Source organism: Microbacterium sp. RU1D (assembly GCF_900156435.1).
In the GTDB taxonomy this organism is placed as follows: domain Bacteria; phylum Actinomycetota; class Actinomycetes; order Actinomycetales; family Microbacteriaceae; genus Microbacterium.
The window spans coordinates 114,332-134,226 of the sequence record NZ_FTPQ01000002.1 but is presented as its reverse complement, the minus strand read 5'-3'; the positions used below and the strand labels follow the sequence as shown (position 1 = coordinate 134,226).

The following is a 19,895-nucleotide window of genomic DNA, read 5'->3' as shown; positions in this document are numbered from 1 at the left end:
GATCGGCCACTTCCCGAAAATCCTCACGGAGCTTGAAAACGGATGAGACGCGCCAAGATCGTCGCAACACTCGGGCCCGCCACGTCGTCGTATGAGATGGTTCGCGCCATCATCGACGCCGGGGTGGACGTCGCCCGCCTCAACCTCAGCCACGGAGACTATTCCGTGCACGACGCCAACTTCGCCAACGTGCGGAAGGCCGCGGAGGACGCCGGTCGCCCGGTCGCCGCACTCGTCGACCTGCAGGGCCCGAAGATCCGCCTCGGCAAGTTCGAGAACGGTCCGCACGACCTCGCTCCCGGCGACATCTTCAAGATCACCATCGAGGACATCCTCGGCACCAAGGAGATCGTCGGCACGACGTTCAAGGGCCTGCCCCACGACGTGCGCCCCGGCGACTTCCTGCTCATCGACGACGGCAAGGTCCGCGTCGAGGTCGTCGAGACCGACGGAACCGTCGTGACCACCAAGGTCATCGTCGGCGGCCCGGTGTCGAACAACAAGGGCATCAACCTGCCCGGTGTGGCCGTGAACGTGCCCGCGCTGAGCGAGAAGGACGAGGCCGACCTGCGCTGGGGCCTCAATGCCGGTGCCGACCTCATCGCCCTCTCCTTCGTCCGGGATGCCAAGGACATCGAGCGCGTGCACGAGATCATGGCCGAGGAGGGGCGCTACGTGCCCGTCATCGCCAAGATCGAGAAGCCGCAGGCGGTCCACAACCTCGAGGAGATCATCGACGCCTTCGACGGCATCATGGTCGCCCGAGGCGACCTCGGCGTCGAGCTTCCGCTGGAGGCCGTGCCGATCGTTCAGAAGCGCGCCGTCGAGCTCGCCCGCCGCATGGCCAAGCCCGTCATCGTCGCGACGCAGATGCTCGAGTCGATGATCACGAACCCCGTCCCCACGCGTGCCGAGACCTCCGACGTCGCCAACGCCGTGCTCGACGGCGCCGACGCGGTCATGCTCTCGGGCGAGACCAGCGTGGGCGCCTACCCCGTGGTGGTCGTCGAGACGATGGCCCGCATCGTGGAGTCGACCGAGGAGCACGGTCTCGAGCGCATCGCGCCGCTGACCAACAAGCCCCGCACGCAGGGTGGCGCCATCACGCTCGCCGCCGTCGAGGTCGCCGACTTCGTCGAGGCCAAGTACCTGTGCGTCTTCACCGAGTCGGGCGACTCCGCTCGTCGCATGTCGCGCCTGCGCTCGACCATCCCCATGATCGCCTTCACGCCCGAGCCCGGCATCCGCCGTCGCCTGGCGCTGACCTGGGGCGTGCGCTCGACGCTGGTGGAGCACGTGTCCCACACCGACAAGATGTTCCTGCAGGTCGACGACTACCTGCTCACCCACGACCTGGCAAAGGTCGGTGACAAGGTGGTCGTCATCTCCGGTTCCCCTCCCGGAATCGCCGGTTCGACGAACGACCTGCGCGTGCACCGCGTGGGCGACGCCGTGCACGGCGCGGCCCCGGGGTACCAGGAAGTCTGACCCTTCACGACGCGCGCCGGTGATCCCGGCGCGCGTCGTGTCGCGTTCCCGCCCGGTACATTGGGAACGCAGCACCTGCCGGTGTGGCGGAATGGCAGACGCGGGGCACTCAAAATGCTCTGTCGAAAGACGTGTGGGTTCGAGTCCCACCACCGGTACGCCCTATCGCATCCACGTTCTCCCCGTGGGTGCGCGAATCCACGTTCTAGGATGGTCTCGTGACTGATCAAGAAGCCGCCCCGGCCACCGCGCCGACCGCACCGCGCCGCGTCGTCGTCGCGGAAGACGAGTCGCTGATCCGCCTCGACATCGTCGAGATCCTGCGCGACAACGGCTTCGACGTCGTCGGTGAGGCGGGCGACGGCGAGACCGCCGTGCAGCTGGCCACCGAACTGCGTCCCGATCTGGTGATCATGGACGTGAAGATGCCGCAGCTCGACGGCATCAGCGCCGCCGAGAAGCTGAGCAAGAACCACATCGCCCCCGTCGTCCTGCTGACCGCGTTCAGTCAGAAGGAGCTCGTCGAGCGCGCCAGCGAGGCCGGCGCCCTGGCCTACGTGGTCAAGCCCTTCACCCCGAACGACCTGCTGCCGGCCATCGAGATCGCCCTCGCCCGGTACGAGCAGATCATCACCCTCGAGGCCGAGGTCGCCGACATGGTCGAGCGCTTCGAAACCCGCAAGCTCGTGGACCGCGCCAAGGGCCTGCTCAACGAGAAGATGGGCCTCAGTGAGCCTGAGGCCTTCCGCTGGATCCAGAAGGCGTCGATGGACCGTCGCCTCACCATGCAGGACGTCGCGAAGGCGATCATCGAGCAGCTGGCGCCCAAGAAGGGCTGACCGTAGCGTTTTCCCGGGAATGGATGCCACGTCTGTGGCATCCATTCGTCGTTTCCAGGAGAGTGGCTCCCGGACCCTTCGACGAGCTCAGGGCTTTCCACGCGCCGAGGGGGCTGAGCCCGTCGAAGCCACCGGGGACCACGGCGGATGACCGGACCCTTCGACAGGCTCAGGGTCCTAGACGCCGAAGATGGCTGAGCCCGTCGAGGTCACCGGCGTCCGCGAACGGCCGGACCTTTCGGCGCGCGCAGGCTCCTCCCGCGCACCCGACTCAGGCGCGCGGGGCGTCCTTGATCATGTTCGTGATGCGGATCGTCGAGCAGCGCCGGCCCTGCTCGTCGGAGACCGCGATCTCATGCACCGTGAGCGAACGGCCGAGGTGGATGGGCGTGCAGACACCGGTGACGATGCCGGAGGTCGCCGAGCGCGTGTGCGTGGCATTGATGTCGATGCCGACCGCGAGCTTGCCGGACCCGGCGTAGAGGTTGGCGGCCATCGACCCGAGCGATTCACCGAGCACGACGTAGGCGCCGCCGTGCAGGAGCCCCACTGGCTGGGTGTTGCCCTCGACGGGCATGGTCGCCACGCTGCGTTCGACGGAGAACTCGACCCACTCGATGCCCATCTTCTCGGCGAGGGCGCCCATGCCGCGCTCGCGCGCCCAGTCGAGGCCGCTGGTGGTGTCGGGAGTCGTGGAGCTGCTCATCGTCGCCTTCGTCGTGCCGAGCGGGAACGGCCGTGATCGGGCCGGACCGGGGGAGTGTCCGTGGTTCTCGTTACGCTGGGAGAGTGACGGATGCCGAAAAGCCTACTCTCCTCGTCGTCGACGGCCACTCGCTGGCCTACCGGGCGTTCTATGCGCTGCCGGTCGACAACTTCTCGACGAAGGACGGCCAGCACACCAACGGCATCTACGGCTTCTTGTCGATGTTCGTGAACCTCGTCAAGGCCGAGAAGCCCACGCACCTCGCCGTCGCCTTCGACACGTCGCGGCAATCGTTCCGCACGCGGGAGTACACCGAGTACAAGGCCAACCGCAGCGAGTCGCCCGCCGAGTTCAAGGGGCAGATCCCGCTCCTGCAGGACTGCCTCGCCGCCATGGGCGTGCCCGTGTTGAAGAAGGAGGACTTCGAGGCCGACGACATCCTGGCCACCCTCGCCACCCAGGGCGAGGAGCAGGGGTTCACGGTCCTCGTCTGCTCGGGCGATCGCGACACCATTCAGCTCGTCACCGACGACGTCACGCTGCTGTACCCGAACGTGCAGGGCGTGTCGCAGCTGAAGCGGTACGACACCGACGCCGTGATCGAGAAGTACGGTCTGCCGCCGGCGCAGTACCCCGAGATCGCCGCTCTGGTCGGCGAGACCAGCGACAACCTGCCCGGCGTGCCGAAGGTGGGCGAGAAGACCGCCGTCAAGTGGCTGACCCAGTGGGGATCGCTCGAGGCCCTGCTCGACAACGCCGACAAGATCACCGGCGTCGTCGGCAACAACCTCCGCGAGCACCTCGACGCGGTCAAGCGCAACCGCGCCCTGAACCGCCTGCTGCGCGACGTCGAACTCCCCGTCGGTCCGAAAGACCTCGCCGTGCAGCCGCTCGACGCCCAGGCGGTCCGCGATATCTTCGCCCGCCTCGAGTTCCGCACGCTCCTGCCGCGCGTCTTCGACGCCTTGGGCGAAGAAGGCGGCATCGTCGAGGAGGCCCGCCCCACGGCGACTGCTCCCGCGCCGCAGCGCCTCGACCCCGCGGCCCTCGCCACCTGGGCCGCCGCCGCGGAGGGCGAGGTGGGGGTCACGCTGAGCCTGTCCGGAACGACGCCCACCGCGATCGGCCTCGCCTCCGCGGGCGCCGCGGTCGAGGCCGAGTGGAGCCCGGCTGTCCGCGACGCGCTCGCGCCGTGGCTGGCATCCGATGCCCCCAAGGTGTTCTCCGACGCCAAACCCCAGATCAAGGCTCTGGCCCGCGAGGGGGTCGCGGTGAGCGGTGTGGCCTTCGACGTGCTGCTGGCCGGGTGGCTCGTGCGCCCGAGCTTCCCCGACAAGACGCTCGCCGACCTCGTGGAGCGCGAGCTCGACGAGAAGCTCCCGGTGGCCGACCCCACCCAGCTCGTCCCCGAGACCGAGGGCGCGACGCCGGGCCAGCTGTCGTGGTTCACGCGTCGCGTGGCCGAGGCGCAGCGCGCGTCGATGCCCGAGAAGGTCGCGTCCGTGCTCGACGACATCGAGCTGCCCACCCTCACGGCGTTGGCCGACATGGAACTGGCGGGGGTGGCCGTGTCGCACGAGAAGCTGTCCGGATTCTCGGCCGAACTCGGTGCGCGCGCCGACGCCCTCGCCCGCGACGCCTACGCGGCGATCGGGCACGAGGTCAACCTCGGTTCGCCGAAGCAGCTGCAGGAGGTGCTCTTCGATGAGCTGCAACTCCCCAAGACGCGCAAGACGAAGAGCGGATACACCACCGACGCCGCCGCCCTCGCCGATCTGCAGGAGAGTGCCCCGCACCCGTTCCTCGATCTGCTGCTGCGCCACCGGGAGGCGACGAAGCTCAAGCAGATCATCGACGCCCTCGACACGGCGACCGGCGCCGACGGGCGCATCCACACGACGTACGTGCAGACGGGCAGCCAGACCGGCCGCCTGTCGAGCACCGACCCCAACCTGCAGAACATCCCGATCCGCACGGAGGAGAGCCGCCGGATCCGCGCCGCGTTCGAGGTGGGCGAGGGATACGAGACGCTGCTGACGGCGGACTATTCGCAGATCGAGATGCGCATCATGGCGCACCTCTCGGGCGACCCCGGGCTCATCGAGGCGTTCAACTCCGGCGAAGACCTTCACCGCTTCGTGGGTGCACGCGTGTTCGGCGTCGACCCGCAGGACGTCACGCCCGCGATGCGCACGAAGGTCAAGGCGATGTCGTACGGCCTCGTCTACGGCCTGTCGGCGTTCGGCCTGTCGAAGCAGCTGCGCATCGAGCAATCCGAGGCCAAGAAGCTCATGCTCGAGTACTTCGCCCGCTTCGGTGCGGTCCGCGACTACCTGCGCGGCTCGGTCGAGCAGGCGCGTCAAGACGGTTTCACCGAGACCATTTTCGGTCGACGCCGACCGTTCCCCGACCTCACCAGCATGAATCGCGTTCTGCGCGAGAACGCCGAGCGCGCGGCGCTGAACGCCCCCATCCAGGGCAGCGCCGCCGACATCATGAAGGTCGCGCTGTTCCGCATCCGCGACGAGTTGGCATCCACGGGTCTGCGCTCCCGGGTGCTGCTGCAGATCCACGACGAACTCGTCGTCGAGGTGGCGGAGGGGGAGTGGGATGCCGTCGAGCGCATCGTCCGCTCGCGCATGGCCGACGCGGCCGACCTGTCGGTGCCTCTCGACGTGCAGATCGGTCGCGGCGGCGACTGGGACGAAGCCGGACACTGAGCGGCGCGCCCACAAGCCGGCCGTCCCTGCACCGAACACGCGGCCGGCCGTCGCTGCGCCGAACCCGCTGGCGGTCGTCGCGCGGGCTCGGCGTGCACCGCCCCCCGCTGGCGCGGCTCGTGCCGGCGGGCCGGAGCCGCGACAGCGCGGGAGCGGGGTGCGCGGGCGCTGTCCCTTCCCTAGGCTCGGAGGATGACTGACGCACACCGCACCCCCACGCCGATCGACACGATCGCCGACGCGTGGGTGGACACCCTGGCCGAGCGCGAGCCGACGTTGGCGACCTACATCGGGCGGTTCGAGCACAACGGCCGCTTCGGCGACTACAGCCCCGAGGGCGCCGAGGCCCTTGTGTCCGATGCCCGCTCGACGCGGGGCGCGCTCGAGGCCGCCGAGCCCGTCGACGCGATCGACACGGTCACGAAGATGGACCTCGGTCGCGAGCTCGACCTGATGATCGAGCAGCACGAGGCGAAGACGCACCTGCGCGACCTCAACGTCATCGCCTCGCCGGCGCAGGACATCCGCTCGACCTTCGACCTCATGCCGACCGCGACGGTCGCGGACTGGTCCACGATCTCCGAGCGCATGAAGGCGCTCCCGAGCGCGATCGACGGCTACGTCGCCACCCTCCGTCGCGGCATCGCGGAGGGTGTCGTACCGGCGCGCCGGCAGGTCTCCGAGGTCGTGACGCAGATCGCGCGGTACACCTCCGACACGGGCTTCTTCGCCGAGTTCGTCGGCGAGGCCGCTCCCGAGGAGGGTCAGCTGCCGGCATCCCTCGCCCGCGATCTCGCCGCCCACTCGAACGCGGCGCGTGTCGCCTACGACGGCCTCGCGGCGTTCCTGTCGAGCGAACTCGCGCCTGTCGCGGGCGACGTCGACGCCGTCGGACGCGAGATGTACGCCCTGCACTCGCGCCGCTTCCTCGGCGCCGAGATCGACCTCGACGAGACCTACGAGTGGGGCGTCGAAGAGCTCGCGCGCATGGTCGCCGAGCAGGAGTCCATCGCGAACGAGATCCTCCCCGGCGCGAGCGTCGAGGAGGCCGTGGCGTTCCTTGAAAAGGACGAGTCCCGCAAGCTCCGCGGCACCGATGCTCTTCGGGAGTGGATGCAGCGCACGAGCGACAAGGCCGTGGAGGAGCTCGGTCGTACGCACTTCGACATCGCCGAGCCGATCCGTCGCCTGGAGTGCATGATCGCGCCCACCAACGAGGGCGGCATCTACTACACCGGCCCCACCGACGACTTCTCGCGACCGGGTCGCATGTGGTGGTCGGTGCCCGAAGGAGTCGACACCTTCGACACGTGGCGCGAGCTCACGACGGTCTACCACGAGGGCGTTCCGGGCCACCACCTGCAGATCGCGCAGGCGGTGTACAACCGGGCCGAGCTCAACTCATGGCGCCGTCTGCTGGCCGGGACGAGCGGTCACGCGGAGGGGTGGGCGCTCTACGCCGAGCGCCTGATGGAGCAGCTCGGCTACCTCGACGACCCCGCCGACCGTCTCGGCATGCTCGACGGCCAGCGCATGCGCGCCGCCCGGGTCGTGCTCGACATCGGCGTGCACCTGCAGAAGCCGCGCCTCGACGGAAACGGCACCTGGGATCACGACTACGCTCTGGCGTTCATGCTGAAGAACGTCAACATGAGCGAGGAGTTCGTGCGCTTCGAGGTCAACCGCTACCTCGGATGGCCGGGACAGGCACCGTCGTACAAGGTCGGCCAGCGCATCTGGGAGCAGGTGCGCGACGAGGAGCAGGAGCGTCGCGGCGCCGACTTCTCGATGAAGCAGTTCCACACGCGGGCCCTCGACATCGGCGGCGTCGGGCTCGACACGCTGCGCGCCGCTCTGGCATCCGGGTGATCGTCCTCGGTGGGCGCTGCCGTCGTGGCGCCCACCGATTCAGCGGGCCGGAAGCGCCTCGTCACCGCGGCCCGTGGACGCCCGGTGCTCGATGCGGGGAATACGCGCCGGTCCCGTAAAGTTCATTCATCCGAATGCAAGGAGACCCCATGGACGTTCGCCCCCTCGAGCTCGGCCTCGACACCTTCGGAGACATCTCGCGCGGCCCCGACGGCGCGCTGCTGTCGGATGCGCAGACCATCCGCAACGTGGTCGATCAGGCGGTGCTCGCCGACCAGGTGGGCGTGTCGTTCTTCGGCGTGGGGGAGCACCACCGCAAGGACTTCGCCGTGACCAGCCCGGAGATCGTCCTGGCCGCAGCGGCCGCCCGCACGCAGGACATCCACCTCGGCACCGCGGTCACGGTGCTCTCCAGCGACGACCCCGTGCGCGTCTACGAGCGGTTCGCGACCCTCGACGCCGTCTCGAACGGTCGCGCCGAGGTGATCCTGGGGCGCGGATCGTTCATCGAGTCGTTCCCCCTGTTCGGCTACGACCTGGCCGACTACGAGGTGCTCTTCGAGGAGAAGCTCGAGCTGTTCTCGCTACTGCTGCAGGAGAAGCCCGTGACCTGGGCGGGCCGCACGCGCGCGGCGCTCCAGGACGCCGACGTGTACCCCAAGACCGAGAACGGACTGAAGGCATGGGTGGGCGTCGGGGGTTCGCCGGAGTCCGTGGTGCGCACCGCGCGCTACGGCTACGGCCTGGTGCTCGCGATCATCGGCGGCTCGGCGGCGCGGTTCCGCCCCTACGCCGACCTGTACCGTCGGTCGCTTGACGAGCTCGGAAAGCCGCAGATGCCCATCTCGGTGCACTCGCCCGGGCACATCGCGGCCACCGACGAGCAGGCGTGGGAAGAGGCGTACGAGGGCGTCGCGGAGCTGAACAACACCATCGGTCGAGAGCGCGGGTGGCCCGAGTACAACCGTCTGCGCTTCCAGCACGACGTCGGCCCCGAGGGGTCGATGTACGTGGGCTCGCCCGAGACGGTCGCCCGGAAAATCGCCGCCACGGTGCGTGCGCTCGGAAACAGCCGCTTCCAGCTCAAGATGGCCAGCGGGTCGATCTCCCACGACCATCTCTTGAGCAGCATCGAGCTCTACGGCACGCGGGTGCTGCCGCTCGTGCACGACATGCTCGCCGACGCTCCCGTCGCCCGGTGACCACGAGCACCGACACCATCCGGGTGTCCGAACGCCTCGACGCCCTGCCGTTCACCCGGCGGCACGCGAAGATCCTGGGCGGATCCGGCCTCGGATGGGCCCTGGATGCCATGGACGTCGGGCTCATCTCGTTCGTCATCGCGGCCCTCAGCGTGCAGTGGCAGCTGGCCCCCGCGCAGGCGTCGTGGATCGCCTCGGCGGGCTTCGCCGGAATGGCGATCGGCGCGAGCCTGGGCGGACTGCTCGCCGACCGCTTCGGTCGCCGCCACGTGTTCGCCCTCACCCTGCTGGTGTACGGCGTGGCGACCGGCGCGAGCGCCTTGGTGGGAGGGCTGGCGGCGTTGCTCGTGCTGCGCTTCGTCGTTGGGTTGGGCCTCGGGGCGGAGCTGCCCGTGGCCTCGACCTACGTCAGCGAGTTCGCGCCGGCGCGTATGCGGGGGCGGCTCATCGTCTTCCTCGAGGCGTTCTGGGCGGTCGGATGGACGGCCGCCGCGGTCATCGGCTACCTCGTGGTCCCGGCATCGGCCGACGGCTGGCGGTGGGCCTTCGCCCTGGGCGCGATCCCGGCGGTGTACGCGCTCGTCGTCCGGTGGGGGCTGCCCGAGTCACCGCGGTGGCTCGCGTCGCGCGGACGCAACGCGGAGGCGATCGTGATCGTGCGCGATCTGGAGGCCGCGGCCGGCCGCGTCGCGCTGGAGGCCTCGACGGAAGGGGGCGCGGCATCCGCTCCCGCCCCTCGGCCGCGCGTGAGCGCGCTGTGGGCACCCACCCTGCGGGCGCGCACGGTGAGCCTGTGGGTGCTGTGGTTCTGTGTGAACTTCTCGTACTATGGGGCGTTCATCTGGATCCCGACGATCCTCGTCTCGCAGGGATACGACCTCGTGCGCTCATTCGGGTTCACGCTCGTGATCACGCTCGCCCAGCTGCCCGGCTACGCCGTCGCGGCGTGGCTCATCGAGGCGTGGGGACGCCGAGCGACGCTCGCGACCTTCCTGGCCGGCTCCGCCGTCGCGGCGGTGCTGTTCGGCACGGCGTCGGGCGAGGTCGCGGTGATCGCTGCGGGCATGGCCCTGTCGTTCTTCAACCTCGGGGCCTGGGGTGCGCTGTACGCCGCCACTCCCGAGACCTACCCGACGGCGCTGCGGGCGACCGGGGCCGGGTGGGCGGCGGGCGTCGGGCGCATCGCATCCATCCTCGCGCCCCTCGCCGTACCGCCGCTGCTCGGCGTCGGGGGAGCGCCCCTGCTGTTCGTGGTGTTCGCGGCCTTCTTCGCCATCGCCGTCGTCGCCGCGCTCTTCCTGCGCGAGCAGCGCGGCCGGGCGCTCGCCTGACCCCTCGCTTCCGCCGTCGAGTGTCCAGGACGCGCCGTATCACGCGACGGCGCAACGGCGTGTCGTGGACACTCGACCCGCGCAGCCGGCGCGCGCGTCGGCCGGGGCGCGGGGATCGCGCGCGTAGGCTCGGGACATGGCATCCGTGCGCTACGTCGCGATCGGCGACTCGTTCACCGAAGGGGTCGGCGACGAACTGCCGGACGGCACCGTGCGGGGGTGGGCTGATCTCGCCGCCCAGGGGTGGGCGGATGCCGCGGGCGAGCCGATCGAATATGCGAACCTCGCGATCCGCGGCAAGCTCATCGAGCCGATCGTCGCGCAGCAGCTCGAGCCCGCGCTGGCGCTGAAACCGACCCACCTGTCCTTCAACGGCGGCGGCAACGACATGCTGCGCCCGCGGACCGGCATCGACCGCATCGTCGACCTCTTCGACCACGTCGTGCGCCGCTGCGACGAGGAGGGCGTGCAGCTCATCGTGCTCTCCGGCGCGAATCCGTCGGCGGGCCTCCCGCTCGGCACACTCATCGAGGCGCGGGGGGACCGCCTCTCTCATGCCGTCGAGAGGCGCCTCGAGGCCCGGCCCGACGTGATCACGGCCTACAACTGGTTCGATCGAGAATTGGCGGGCGGGGAGTTCTGGTCGGTCGACCGACTGCACATGAACGCGCGCGGTCATCATCGCGTCGCGGCTCGTGTGATCGAGTCCGTCGGATTCACGGCGCCGGGGGAGTGGTGGCACCTGCGCGAGATCCCCGAGACGCAGCGGCTGAAGGGCACCGCCTATTACCGCGAGCACGTCGCTCCCTGGGTACGTCGGCGCCTGACCCGCACGTCGTCGGGCGACGGACGCCAGCCGAAGTTCGGCGGGGGATGGGTGACCCTCGAACCCGTCGGCTGACCGCCGCACCGGGAAGCGTCGAGGAGCATGATGGTTTCATGACCCTCGCACTCGTCACCGGCACCTCCAGCGGCATCGGCCTGCACACGGCCATCGGACTCGCGAAGATGGGGGTGTCGGTCGTCGCCACCGTGCGGGACACCTCGCGCGCCGATGCGCTGCGCTCCGCGGCATCCGCGGCGGGGGTCGAGCTCGACATCCGCGCCCTCGAGGTGACGGATGCCGCCGCGGCCGAGGCCCTGATCGAGGCCGTCGGGCCCGTCGACATCCTCGTCAACAACGCCGGGCGCGGCGCCGTCGGCACGCTCGAGCAGATGTCGGATGACGACCTGCAGGCGCAGCTCGACACCAACTACCTCTCCGTCGCCCGTCTCACCCGCCTCGTGCTCCCCGGTATGCGCGAACGCGGCCACGGGCGCATCGTCACCGTCACCAGCGTCGGGGGAGCGGTCGGCCAGCCGTTCGCCGACGCGTACTGCGGGGCGAAGTTCGCCGTGGAGGGACTGATGCAGTCTCTCGCGCCGGTCGTCGCGCCCTTCGGCGTCGAGGTCGCGGTCGTCGAACCCGCGGCGGTGGCGTCGTCGTTCACCGACTCGGTGCACCGCGCTCCGGCCGGCCCGTACGCCGAGCTGCAGCAGGCCTACCTGAACCGCACGGCCGCGTCGTTCGCCGCGGCGCAGTCGGCGGAGGATGCCGCGAAGACCGTCGTGGAGGCGGCGACGACGTCGGAGCCGAAGTTCCGGTGGCAGACGTCCGAGGCCGCGGTGCGCTTCGCCGGCCTGTCGCTGGGCGATCTCGACGGGTCGCGGGTGATCGGCGAGACGTCGGAGTGGATCCGCTGACCGTGCCGGCGCCCGGGACACGTTCGCGCCGCGCGCCGCGGTGATCCCCGCACACAACCGCGCAGTCGGTCGAAACGAGCGGCTCCGCCCGACGGCGTGAGCGGGCGTTCACCCCGGGAGGACGGTGGGACCGACCCCAGCTGACATAATGTGCATTATCGGCCTGTGCATCACCGTTCGAGATCACGAGTGATCACAGCGTCGACGAAGACGCACGGCGCCCACCGCCGCACCAGAGACTGAGCCCCCACGACGACAGAGCCTCCCCATTGCCAACGCCGCGAACCGCGGCACCGAACCCGTCAGCGCCGCGTCAGGTTGCCTTCCGCCCACTCGCCGAGCTGCCCCAGGATCGGAACCAGACGGCATCCGGCATCGGTCAACGCGTAGGTCACGGCGACCGGCGGCCCGGCGTCGACGCGGCGATCGACCAGGCCGGTGTCGGCGAGTTCGGTGAGGCGATCCGACAGCACGGCGTCGCTGATGCCGCCCACCGCTCGGCGCAGCCCCGAGAACGACAACTCTCCCTGGCCGAGCACGTCGACGATCATGCCGTTCCACCGCTTGCCGAGAACGGAGAACGCGTGCGAGACAGCGGCGTCGCACTGTCGCGCGTCGTGTTCTTCGGTCATGACTCCATCCTACTTGTGCTAGCTTTCCCAAAGTCACTTTGTTTTTCATAGCCACTCTGATCGGAGAAGCGCATGACCCTGTTCCGTCTCGATGCCAGCATCCTGCCCGCCACCTCTGCCAGCCGCGAACTCGGCGACCTCGTCGAGGCCGAATGGCTCGCTGCGCACCCGTCGTCGACGGTCGTCCGCCGCGACGTGGCCGCCGAGCCGATGCCCGCCACCGCCTGGCGCGACGCGGTGACCTCGGGCTTCACCCCGGCCGATCAGCACACCGACGGCCAGCGCGAGGCCATCGCGCTGCGCACGCGCCTCGCCGATGAGCTGATCGACGCCGATGCCCTGCTCCTCACCGTTCCGCTGTACAACTACGGCGTCTCGCAGCATGTGAAGACGTGGTTCGACCTCGCCTACACCGACCCGCGCATCGATCCGCAGGGCACCGCGCTCCGCGGTAAGCCGGCCACCCTCGTCACCGTCCTCGGCGGCAACTACGAGCCCGGAAGCCCCCGAGAGGGCTGGGACCACTCGACCGGCTGGCTCCGCCGCGTCTTCGAAGACGTGTGGGGTCTCGACCTCACCGTCGTGCACCGCCCCTTCACCCTCGTCGGTGTGAACCCCGCACTCGACGCTTTCGCCGCCGCGGCGGCAGGACTGAAGGCGGATGCCGAGCGGGCAGCCGTGACCGCGGGACGCACCCTCGCCGCGTCCCGCGCCGCCTGACGCCCGCACGACCCCGCTCGCCCGTCACGGGTTGCCGCTGCGCACCCATGACGGGCGAACGCCCGACTCCGCACGCATGAGCGCTCCCCGCGCTCATGAACACGTGCAGAGCGCGGTCAGCGTGAGGTCTCCTCCGCCAGTCGCGTCATTGGTGTCCGCTCGTTGCGGCCCGGCGCCCGCGAAGATCGCGTTCACACGTGAGGGTCGGGTCGACGCTCGAGCGTGATCCCCCTCACCGTCCGAACAGCGTTCACGCCCGGGTCGCGAACACCTCCGCCAGGAACGTCTTCATCGCCGTCCAACTGCGCCGCTCGGCGGTCGCCTGGAACTGCGCGCCGTGCTCGGGGGCATCGGCATCCGGAAGCGTGAAGGCGTGCATCGCGTTCGCGTACGCGATCACCTGCCAGTCCACCGACGGCGCCGTGCGGAGGTCGTTCTCGAAGGCGAGCACGTCCTCATCGGGCGCGACCGGGTCAGCAGCTCCGTGCAGCACGAGGAGCTTCGCGGTGATCTTCTCCGCTTCGCCCTCGGACCCGGTCAGCAGCCCCCCGTGGAAGCTCACGACCGCGTCGACGTCGGCTCCCGTGCGGGCGAGCTCGAGCACCGACGATCCACCGAAGCAGTAGCCGATCGCGGCCGTGCGGGTGGCATCCACCGACGCATCGGTGCGGAGTTGGTCGAACGCCTCGACGAGACGCTTCCGCCAGAGCGCGCGATCCTGGTAGAAGCGCCCGGCGACCGCCGCGGCCCCCTGCGGAGTCGGTCGCACGTCGGCGCCGAACACGTCGGCGGCGAACGCCGAATAGCCGAGGCGGGCGAGCATGTCGCAGCGCATGCGCACGTAGTCGGTGACACCGAGCCAGTCGTGCACCACGAGCACGCCCGGGTGCCGTCCCGCCCCCGCGGGCCGCGCCCGGTATCCGCGGTACGCGACGCCGTCGGCCTCATAGTCGACGTCGTCGCAGGCGATCCCGGATGCCGGAAGCGGTTCTCGCTCGAGGAGGTCCGAGAGGTTCGGGGCGTAGCTGTCCATGATCGCTCCAGGCGGGTGAGGGGTCCCGGGGAGGGGACCCATGAGGCCGACCGTAATGCGGCTCCCCCGCCTGCCGCCGGGTCTTGCGCCGTGACCCGGGACGCGTCGGGCAAAGGACCGGCTCCTCCCGGCGGCGGCCGATCCCCCGGTCGTGGACTCCCGTTCACGCAACCGTCGTCGCGTGCGACCGCGTCCTGACGAGCGTCGCCTTCCCACTACGCTCGAAGCGATGCCTTCCTCTTCCGCCCGACCCCGTCCGGGGTCTCGCGCGTGAGCGGCATCCTCACCGGTTTCGCCGTCGTCGGCCTGGCCGTGGTCGTGGGCTACGTCATCGCGCGCATCGACCTGCTGGGGCCCCACGCGCGACACGTGCTCAGTCGCCTGACGTTCTTCGTGCTGTCGCCGTTCCTGCTGTTCACGGTGCTCGCCACCGCCGACGTGGCGACGCTGTTCTCGGCCCTGCTGCCCGTGTCGATGATCACCGCCGCCGTCATCATCGCGATCTCGGTGCTCATCTCGGCGCTCTTCCTGCGGCGACCGGTGGGTGAGACCGTGATCGGCGCGCTGTCCGCCGGTCAGGTGAACAGCAACAACATCGGCATCCCGATCTCGCTCTACATGCTCGGCAACGCCGCCTACTCGGCCCCGGTCATCCTGTTCCAACTGCTCGTGCTCATGCCGATCGCCCTGGGGATCCTGGATGCCGCGACCTCGGGCTCGCGGGGCATCGGGCGCATCCTCACGCAGACGGCGAAGAACCCGATGCTCATCGGGTCGGCGCTCGGCGTGCTCGTCGCGCTGCTGGGGATCGAGCTGCCGCCGATCGTCTTCGACCCCCTCCACCTGATCGCGGGCGCCTGCGTTCCGGTACTCCTCATGTCGTACGGCATGTCGTTGTACGGCCAGCGCGTACTCACCGAGCCCGGACGCCGCCTCGACGTCGTGATCGCCTCGGCGCTCAAACTCGTCGCGATGCCGGCGGTCGCGTTGCTGGTGGCCTCGCTGTTCGGCCTGCCCGACGAACAGATCTTCATCGTCGTGGTGCTCGCCGCTCTGCCCACCGCGCAGAACGTCTTCAACTTCGCGCAGCGCTACGGCGTGGGTGAGATCCTCTCGCGCGACGTGGTGTTCATCTCGACGATCGGGTGCCTGCCCGTGCTGTTCGCGGTCGCGCTCCTGCTCGACCACTCCCCCGCGTGACCGCCCGAGACGAGGCGTTCGCGGGAGTTTCACCCTCGGGTCTAGGGTGAGCACTGTTCCCAGCGTTCACTCAGAAAGGCTCGCCATGTCGCCCTCGTCCACGACCAGCCCCGCCGTCGGAGCCGTCCGCACCGCCCTCGGGGTGAGCGGTGCGCTCTCGCTCGTGATCGGTCTACTGATCCTCATCTGGCCCGGCCGCACCGCCGAAGTCGCGGTCGCCATCATCTCGGTCTACGTCATCATCGCGGGCCTCGTGAACATCGGCATCGGCCTGTTCTGGCGCTCCGGCTGGACGCGCATCGGCTACATCGCGCTCGGCGTGCTGTTCATCGTCGCCGGCATCTTCTCGTTCGCGAACCTGTCGGCCACCACGGCCTGGTTCGGCGTCTTCATCGGCACGCTCGTCGGCATCCTGTGGATCATCGAGGGCGTCGTCTCGCTCACCACCGTCGGCCACGGATCGAAGGCGCGCGCGTGGACCATCTTCTTCGCGATCGTCAGCATCCTCGCCGGCATCGTGCTGCTGTTCTCGCCGCTGCTGGGGGCGGTGACGCTGTTCCTGCTCATCGGCATCTCGCTCGTCATCCTCGGCGTGTTCCAGATCGTCCGCGCGATCCAGTTCGGGAAGGCCGTCTGACACCGACGAGGAGGAAGGGTCCGAATGCCGGGTCGTGGCATCCGGAGCCTTTCACGTCACCGCACGGGCAGGTATCGGCCCCACCACTCGAGCACCGCATCGAAACGCTGGACGCGGTGCTGCGGGCGCCCGGCGCGGGTGAGCTCGTGGTCTTCGCCGGGGAAGACGAGCATCTCAGCGTCCACGCCTCCGCGCTTCAGCGCCGCGTAGTACCGGGTCGCCTGCTCGAGCGGGCAGCGGAAATCGAGCTCGGAGTGCAGCACGAGAGTCGGCGTGCGCACCTGATCGACCATCGCCATCGGGCTCTGCGCGGCGACGAGCGCCGGGTCGGTTCCCACGTACTCCTGCCCGAAGAACGAGCCGATGTCGCTCGAGCCGGGGAAGGATGCCGGATCGAGGAAGCCGCGCTCCACGACGGCCCCGGCGAAGCGGTGGTCGTGCGCGATGATCCACGCCGTCAGGTACCCGCCGTACGAGCCGCCCATGACGCCGGCGCGCTCCCCGTCGAGCCGCGGGTCGGCGGCCACGACGGCGTCGAAGAAGTCCATGACGTCGAAGAAGTCGAGCGTGCCCATGCGGTGACGGATCGAGCGTCCGTGGGCCCGGCCGTACCCGGCGCTCCCCCGCGGATTGCAGTACAGGACGGCGTAGCCGGCATCCACGAGCACCTGGGTCTCGTCGAAGAGGTGCACGCCGTAGGCGGCGTAGGGGCCGCCGTGGATCTGCAGGATCACCGGGAACGGCCCCTCGCCCTCGGGCACCGCGACCCAGCCGTGCACGGGGGAGCCGTCGCGACCGATCACTTCGCGCTCGACGGGGACCACGACGCCGCGCTCCCTCGCCGCGGCGCCGAACGCCGTCAGCGCCCGCATCTCCCGCCCCTGCACCGACACCAATTCGCCGAACGACTCGGGAGAGGCGACGGATGCCACTACCCGCCCCGCCGCGACCGCGTGGCCGTTCACCTCGAGGTCGCCACCGAGCACCTCGGTCACCTGTCCCGCCCGGCTCACGCGCACCAGACGAACGCGCCCGCGCGTGCGGTCCTGCACGAGCACGTCGTCGCCGTCGAACGAGAGGTGGCTCCCCACCTCGCCGAGGTCGATCGTCTCGGGGTCGGTCAGCGCGCGCGGGGCGTCGCCGTCGAGGGCGAACAATGCGACGCCCGGCGCGACGAAGTCGGTGCCCGCGTCGCCGACGTCGTTCGCGAGGAGGAAGACGGCGCCGTCGGGCGCAACATCGACCGCCGACACCGACAGGTTCGCGGCGCGATTGAGCACCTCGCGCTGCGCTCCCCCGTCGACGGCGATCGCCACGACGCGGTCGCGCAGGTCGCGGCGGGTGGATTCGATCACGTCGGGCACGCTGAGCAGTTCGCCGCCGTCGCGCGTCCAGACCACGCCGGACCAGCTCGTGTCGCCGTGGGTGAGCTGCGTCGCGGAGTGGGCCACGACGCGCGTCTCGCGCTCCTCGAGGGCCGGGGCGGGTTCGTAGAACGGCTCCGCGTCGACGTCGGGGACGTCGACGACGAAGAGCTGAGCGGGACGATCGAGGTAGCCGAGGCCGTTCGCGTGCCACCGGATGCCGGTGATGCGGCGCGGCGGTTCGGCGGCGGCATCCCGCCCCTCGACGGTGCCGTAGCGCCCGGGCTCCGGCACGCGCGCCGAGAACGCGAGGCGTCGGCCGTCGGGCGAGAAGGCGAGGTCGCTCACTCCCCCGGGCTGGTCGGTGACCTGGACCGGCTCGCCGCCGGAGGCGCCCACGACGAAGACCTGCGCACGCCCCTTCGCGTCGCCGCGGAGGAAGGCGACGACGGCGTCATCGGGCGAGATCCGCGGCGAACGGTCGTGCACCCCTCGGGTGAGCCGGCGCGGTGATCCCGCGGCGACGTCGACCCGCCAGAGCTGTCCCACCGCGCGGTCCGCGGCCAGGTCGGGGCGCGACGTCGCGAAGACGGCGAAGGCGCCGTCGGAGGAGATCGCGGGCCGACCGACCCCGATCAGGGTCTCGATGTCGGTCGGCCGCATGCTCACTCGCCTCCGAACGAACCCGTGTCCCCGACGAGGCGGGTGTTGTCGGCGGGCACCGGGTCGACGGCCGCGCGCGCGACCTCGGCGGCGAACTCGGCGACGTTGTAGAGCTTGCCGGCGTCGTCGCGGCGGGCGGCGATCGCGCCCGGGTTCGCGCGCTCGAGCAGCGTCGCGGTGATCGTGCCCTCGATCATGTCGCCCGAGACGACCGTGAAACCGATCCCGCGCTCCTCGAGGGCGGGGATCTTCTCACGCAGCGCGTCTTCTCCCGCGCGCTTGGAGAGGGCGACCGGCTCGTACTCGGGCATGGTCGGGGTCGTGCGGATGAAGTGCGCCTGGTGGCTGGTGACGAAGACCACGCGCGCGTCGTCCTTCAGCAGCGGCAGCGCGGTCTCGAGCACGTTCACCTGCGCGTCGCGGTTGAGCAGCAGCGCGTAGTCCTCGGCCATGCCCGACTCCATGCCGCCCGAGGCGTTGAGCACGAGGATGTCGAGGCCGCCGAAGGTGCGCTCGACCTCGCCGAACATCGCCGCGACCGACTCGGGATCGGTGAGGTCGGCGCCCACCACGAGGGCCTCGACGCCCAGCTCGCGCAGCTGCGCGGCGAGCTTCTCGGCCCGGGGCGCCTTGTTGCGGAAGTTGATGACGACATTGGCGCCGGCCTCGGCGAAGTAGCGGACGGTGTCGGCACCGATGCCGCGCGACGAACCGGTGACGAGGGCGGTCTTGCCGCTCAGCGAGCCGGACGGGAGGGTCTGGGACACGGGAGTACTCCTGGTGGTGGGCGGATCGGATGCCGCCGGCCGACGGGCGCCACGGCAGGACTCCAGACTATCGACCCCCGGTCCTTGCGCCGCTTGGTGCCGCTGTCGAGTCCCCCGCGCGCACCGGCGGTGCGTGCTACGTTCGCGGCGAAAGGCGATGATCATGAACGCATCCCCCGCCGCGCGGCATCCGTACCTCTCCCCCGACGGCCCGCGCGTTCTCGCGCACCGCGGCCTCGTCACGGCGGAGGCGGCTTCTCACGGCGTCGTCGAGAACTCCTTCGCCGCGGTCGCCGAGGCGCACGCCGCCGGCGCGGAGTACGTCGAGTCGGACTGCCACGTGACCGCCGACGGCACGGTCGTGCTCTTCCACGACGACGACCTGCAGCGCGTCGCCGACGACCCCCGCAGGATCGCCGATGTGCGCCTGCACGAGCTCGAGGAGCTCATGGCCGAACGCGGGGGTCTCATCACCCTCGCGCAAGCCCTCGAGGCCTTCCCCGACCTGCGGTTCAACCTGGACGTCAAGGCCGCGGCCGCCGCCGCGGGGGTCGGCCGGCTGATCGCGCCGCAGGCCGAGCGCGTGCTCGTGACGAGCTTCTCCGACGACCGTCGCCTCGAGGCGCTCGCGGCCGCGCACAGCGCCGGGGCGACTCAACGACCCGCGACCTCCCCGGGATCGGCGACGGTGGGACGCCTGATCGCCGCCCGCGCCCTGCGGCGGGCGGGCCGCGTCCGCGCCCTCCTCGACGGGCTCGACGCCCTGCAGGTGCCCGAGAGACAGGGGCCGGTGCGCATCGTCACGCGCGGCCTCGTGCGGGATGCACACGCCCTCGGTGTCGAGGTGCACGTGTGGACCGTGAACGCCGACGACGACATGGAAAGACTGCTCGATCTCGGTGTCGACGGCCTCGTGACCGACCGCGCCGATGCGGCCCTCGCGATGGTGAACGAACGGCGAACTCCGTCTGTCTGAGCATC

Annotated in this window: 17 protein-coding genes and 1 tRNA gene; 13 read left to right on the top strand and 5 right to left on the bottom strand. The window is 70.3% G+C overall.

Annotated features, from left to right (window positions below):
• Positions 1-42 precede the first annotated feature (42 nt).
• From pyk to B0B15_RS09335, 3 genes are all read left to right on the top strand, one after another.
• Entirely contained in the window at positions 43-1,488 is a 1,446-nt protein-coding gene (gene pyk / locus B0B15_RS09345; protein ID WP_076675475.1) for a pyruvate kinase, read from the top strand.
• A gap of 77 nt (positions 1,489-1,565) precedes the next feature.
• Positions 1,566-1,646 (top strand) — tRNA-Leu (locus B0B15_RS09340).
• A gap of 60 nt (positions 1,647-1,706) precedes the next feature.
• A complete protein-coding gene (locus tag B0B15_RS09335; RefSeq protein WP_076675473.1) occupies positions 1,707-2,327 on the top strand; it encodes an ANTAR domain-containing response regulator in 621 nt (206 codons plus the stop codon).
• A gap of 271 nt (positions 2,328-2,598) precedes the next feature.
• Here B0B15_RS09335 and B0B15_RS09330 read toward each other — a convergent pair whose 3' ends face one another.
• A complete protein-coding gene (locus tag B0B15_RS09330) occupies positions 2,599-3,033 on the bottom strand; it encodes a hotdog fold thioesterase (RefSeq protein WP_076675471.1) in 435 nt (144 codons plus the stop codon).
• A gap of 83 nt (positions 3,034-3,116) precedes the next feature.
• On the opposite strand from B0B15_RS09330, the gene polA reads away from it, so the two are divergent.
• From polA to B0B15_RS09300, 6 genes are all read left to right on the top strand, one after another.
• Positions 3,117-5,753, top strand: a complete 2,637-nt coding sequence (gene polA, locus B0B15_RS09325; protein WP_076675469.1) for a DNA polymerase I — start codon at positions 3,117-3,119, stop codon at positions 5,751-5,753.
• Positions 5,754-5,945: 192 nt separating this feature from the next.
• Positions 5,946-7,622: a DUF885 domain-containing protein gene (locus tag B0B15_RS09320; RefSeq protein ID WP_076675467.1), complete on the top strand. Its 1,677-nt coding sequence runs from the start codon at positions 5,946-5,948 to the stop codon at positions 7,620-7,622.
• Between the two features lie 149 nt (positions 7,623-7,771).
• Positions 7,772-8,824 (top strand): LLM class flavin-dependent oxidoreductase, encoded by a 1,053-nt coding sequence (locus tag B0B15_RS09315; RefSeq protein WP_076675465.1) that lies wholly within the window; start codon positions 7,772-7,774, stop codon positions 8,822-8,824.
• Positions 8,821-10,155: an MFS transporter gene (locus B0B15_RS09310; RefSeq protein WP_076675463.1), complete on the top strand. Its 1,335-nt coding sequence runs from the start codon at positions 8,821-8,823 to the stop codon at positions 10,153-10,155. Before B0B15_RS09315 ends, B0B15_RS09310 begins: the two co-directional genes overlap by 4 nt.
• Before the next feature lie 136 nt (positions 10,156-10,291).
• Entirely contained in the window at positions 10,292-11,056 is a 765-nt protein-coding gene (locus B0B15_RS09305; RefSeq protein WP_176776612.1) for an SGNH/GDSL hydrolase family protein, read from the top strand.
• A 38-nt stretch (positions 11,057-11,094) separates the two neighbouring features.
• Entirely contained in the window at positions 11,095-11,898 is an 804-nt protein-coding gene (locus tag B0B15_RS09300) for an SDR family NAD(P)-dependent oxidoreductase (RefSeq protein ID WP_076675461.1), read from the top strand.
• A 302-nt stretch (positions 11,899-12,200) separates the two neighbouring features.
• On the opposite strand, the gene B0B15_RS09295 is transcribed toward B0B15_RS09300, so the two are convergent.
• Complete coding sequence (locus B0B15_RS09295; RefSeq protein WP_076675459.1) at positions 12,201-12,530, bottom strand: winged helix-turn-helix transcriptional regulator; 330 nt, start codon at positions 12,528-12,530, stop codon at positions 12,201-12,203.
• A 72-nt stretch (positions 12,531-12,602) separates the two neighbouring features.
• Between B0B15_RS09295 and B0B15_RS09290 the strand changes: the two genes are divergently transcribed.
• Positions 12,603-13,250 (top strand): FMN-dependent NADH-azoreductase, encoded by a 648-nt coding sequence (locus B0B15_RS09290; protein ID WP_076675457.1) that lies wholly within the window; start codon positions 12,603-12,605, stop codon positions 13,248-13,250.
• Between the two features lie 250 nt (positions 13,251-13,500).
• Here B0B15_RS09290 and B0B15_RS09285 read toward each other — a convergent pair whose 3' ends face one another.
• On the bottom strand, positions 13,501-14,325 hold the full coding sequence (locus tag B0B15_RS09285) for a dienelactone hydrolase family protein (RefSeq protein WP_256714471.1): 825 nt from the start codon (positions 14,323-14,325) through the stop codon (positions 13,501-13,503).
• Positions 14,326-14,553: 228 nt separating this feature from the next.
• Here B0B15_RS09285 and B0B15_RS09280 point away from each other — a divergent pair, with 228 nt between their 5' ends.
• Both B0B15_RS09280 and B0B15_RS09275 read left to right on the top strand, forming a co-directional pair.
• A complete protein-coding gene (locus tag B0B15_RS09280; RefSeq protein WP_076675454.1) occupies positions 14,554-15,483 on the top strand; it encodes an AEC family transporter in 930 nt (309 codons plus the stop codon).
• An 85-nt stretch (positions 15,484-15,568) separates the two neighbouring features.
• A complete protein-coding gene (locus B0B15_RS09275; protein ID WP_076675452.1) occupies positions 15,569-16,120 on the top strand; it encodes an HdeD family acid-resistance protein in 552 nt (183 codons plus the stop codon).
• 56 nt (positions 16,121-16,176) lie between these two features.
• Here B0B15_RS09275 and B0B15_RS09270 read toward each other — a convergent pair whose 3' ends face one another.
• Together B0B15_RS09270 and B0B15_RS09265 are read right to left on the bottom strand one after the other, a co-directional pair.
• Positions 16,177-18,147, bottom strand: coding sequence for a S9 family peptidase (locus B0B15_RS09270; protein ID WP_076675450.1), 1,971 nt, complete (start codon positions 18,145-18,147; stop codon positions 16,177-16,179).
• A gap of 2 nt (positions 18,148-18,149) precedes the next feature.
• Positions 18,150-18,914: an SDR family oxidoreductase gene (locus tag B0B15_RS09265; protein ID WP_076675448.1), complete on the bottom strand. Its 765-nt coding sequence runs from the start codon at positions 18,912-18,914 to the stop codon at positions 18,150-18,152.
• Positions 18,915-19,077: 163 nt separating this feature from the next.
• Between B0B15_RS09265 and B0B15_RS09260 the strand changes: the two genes are divergently transcribed.
• Positions 19,078-19,890: a glycerophosphodiester phosphodiesterase family protein gene (locus B0B15_RS09260; RefSeq protein WP_076676430.1), complete on the top strand. Its 813-nt coding sequence runs from the start codon at positions 19,078-19,080 to the stop codon at positions 19,888-19,890.
• Positions 19,891-19,895 lie beyond the last annotated feature (5 nt).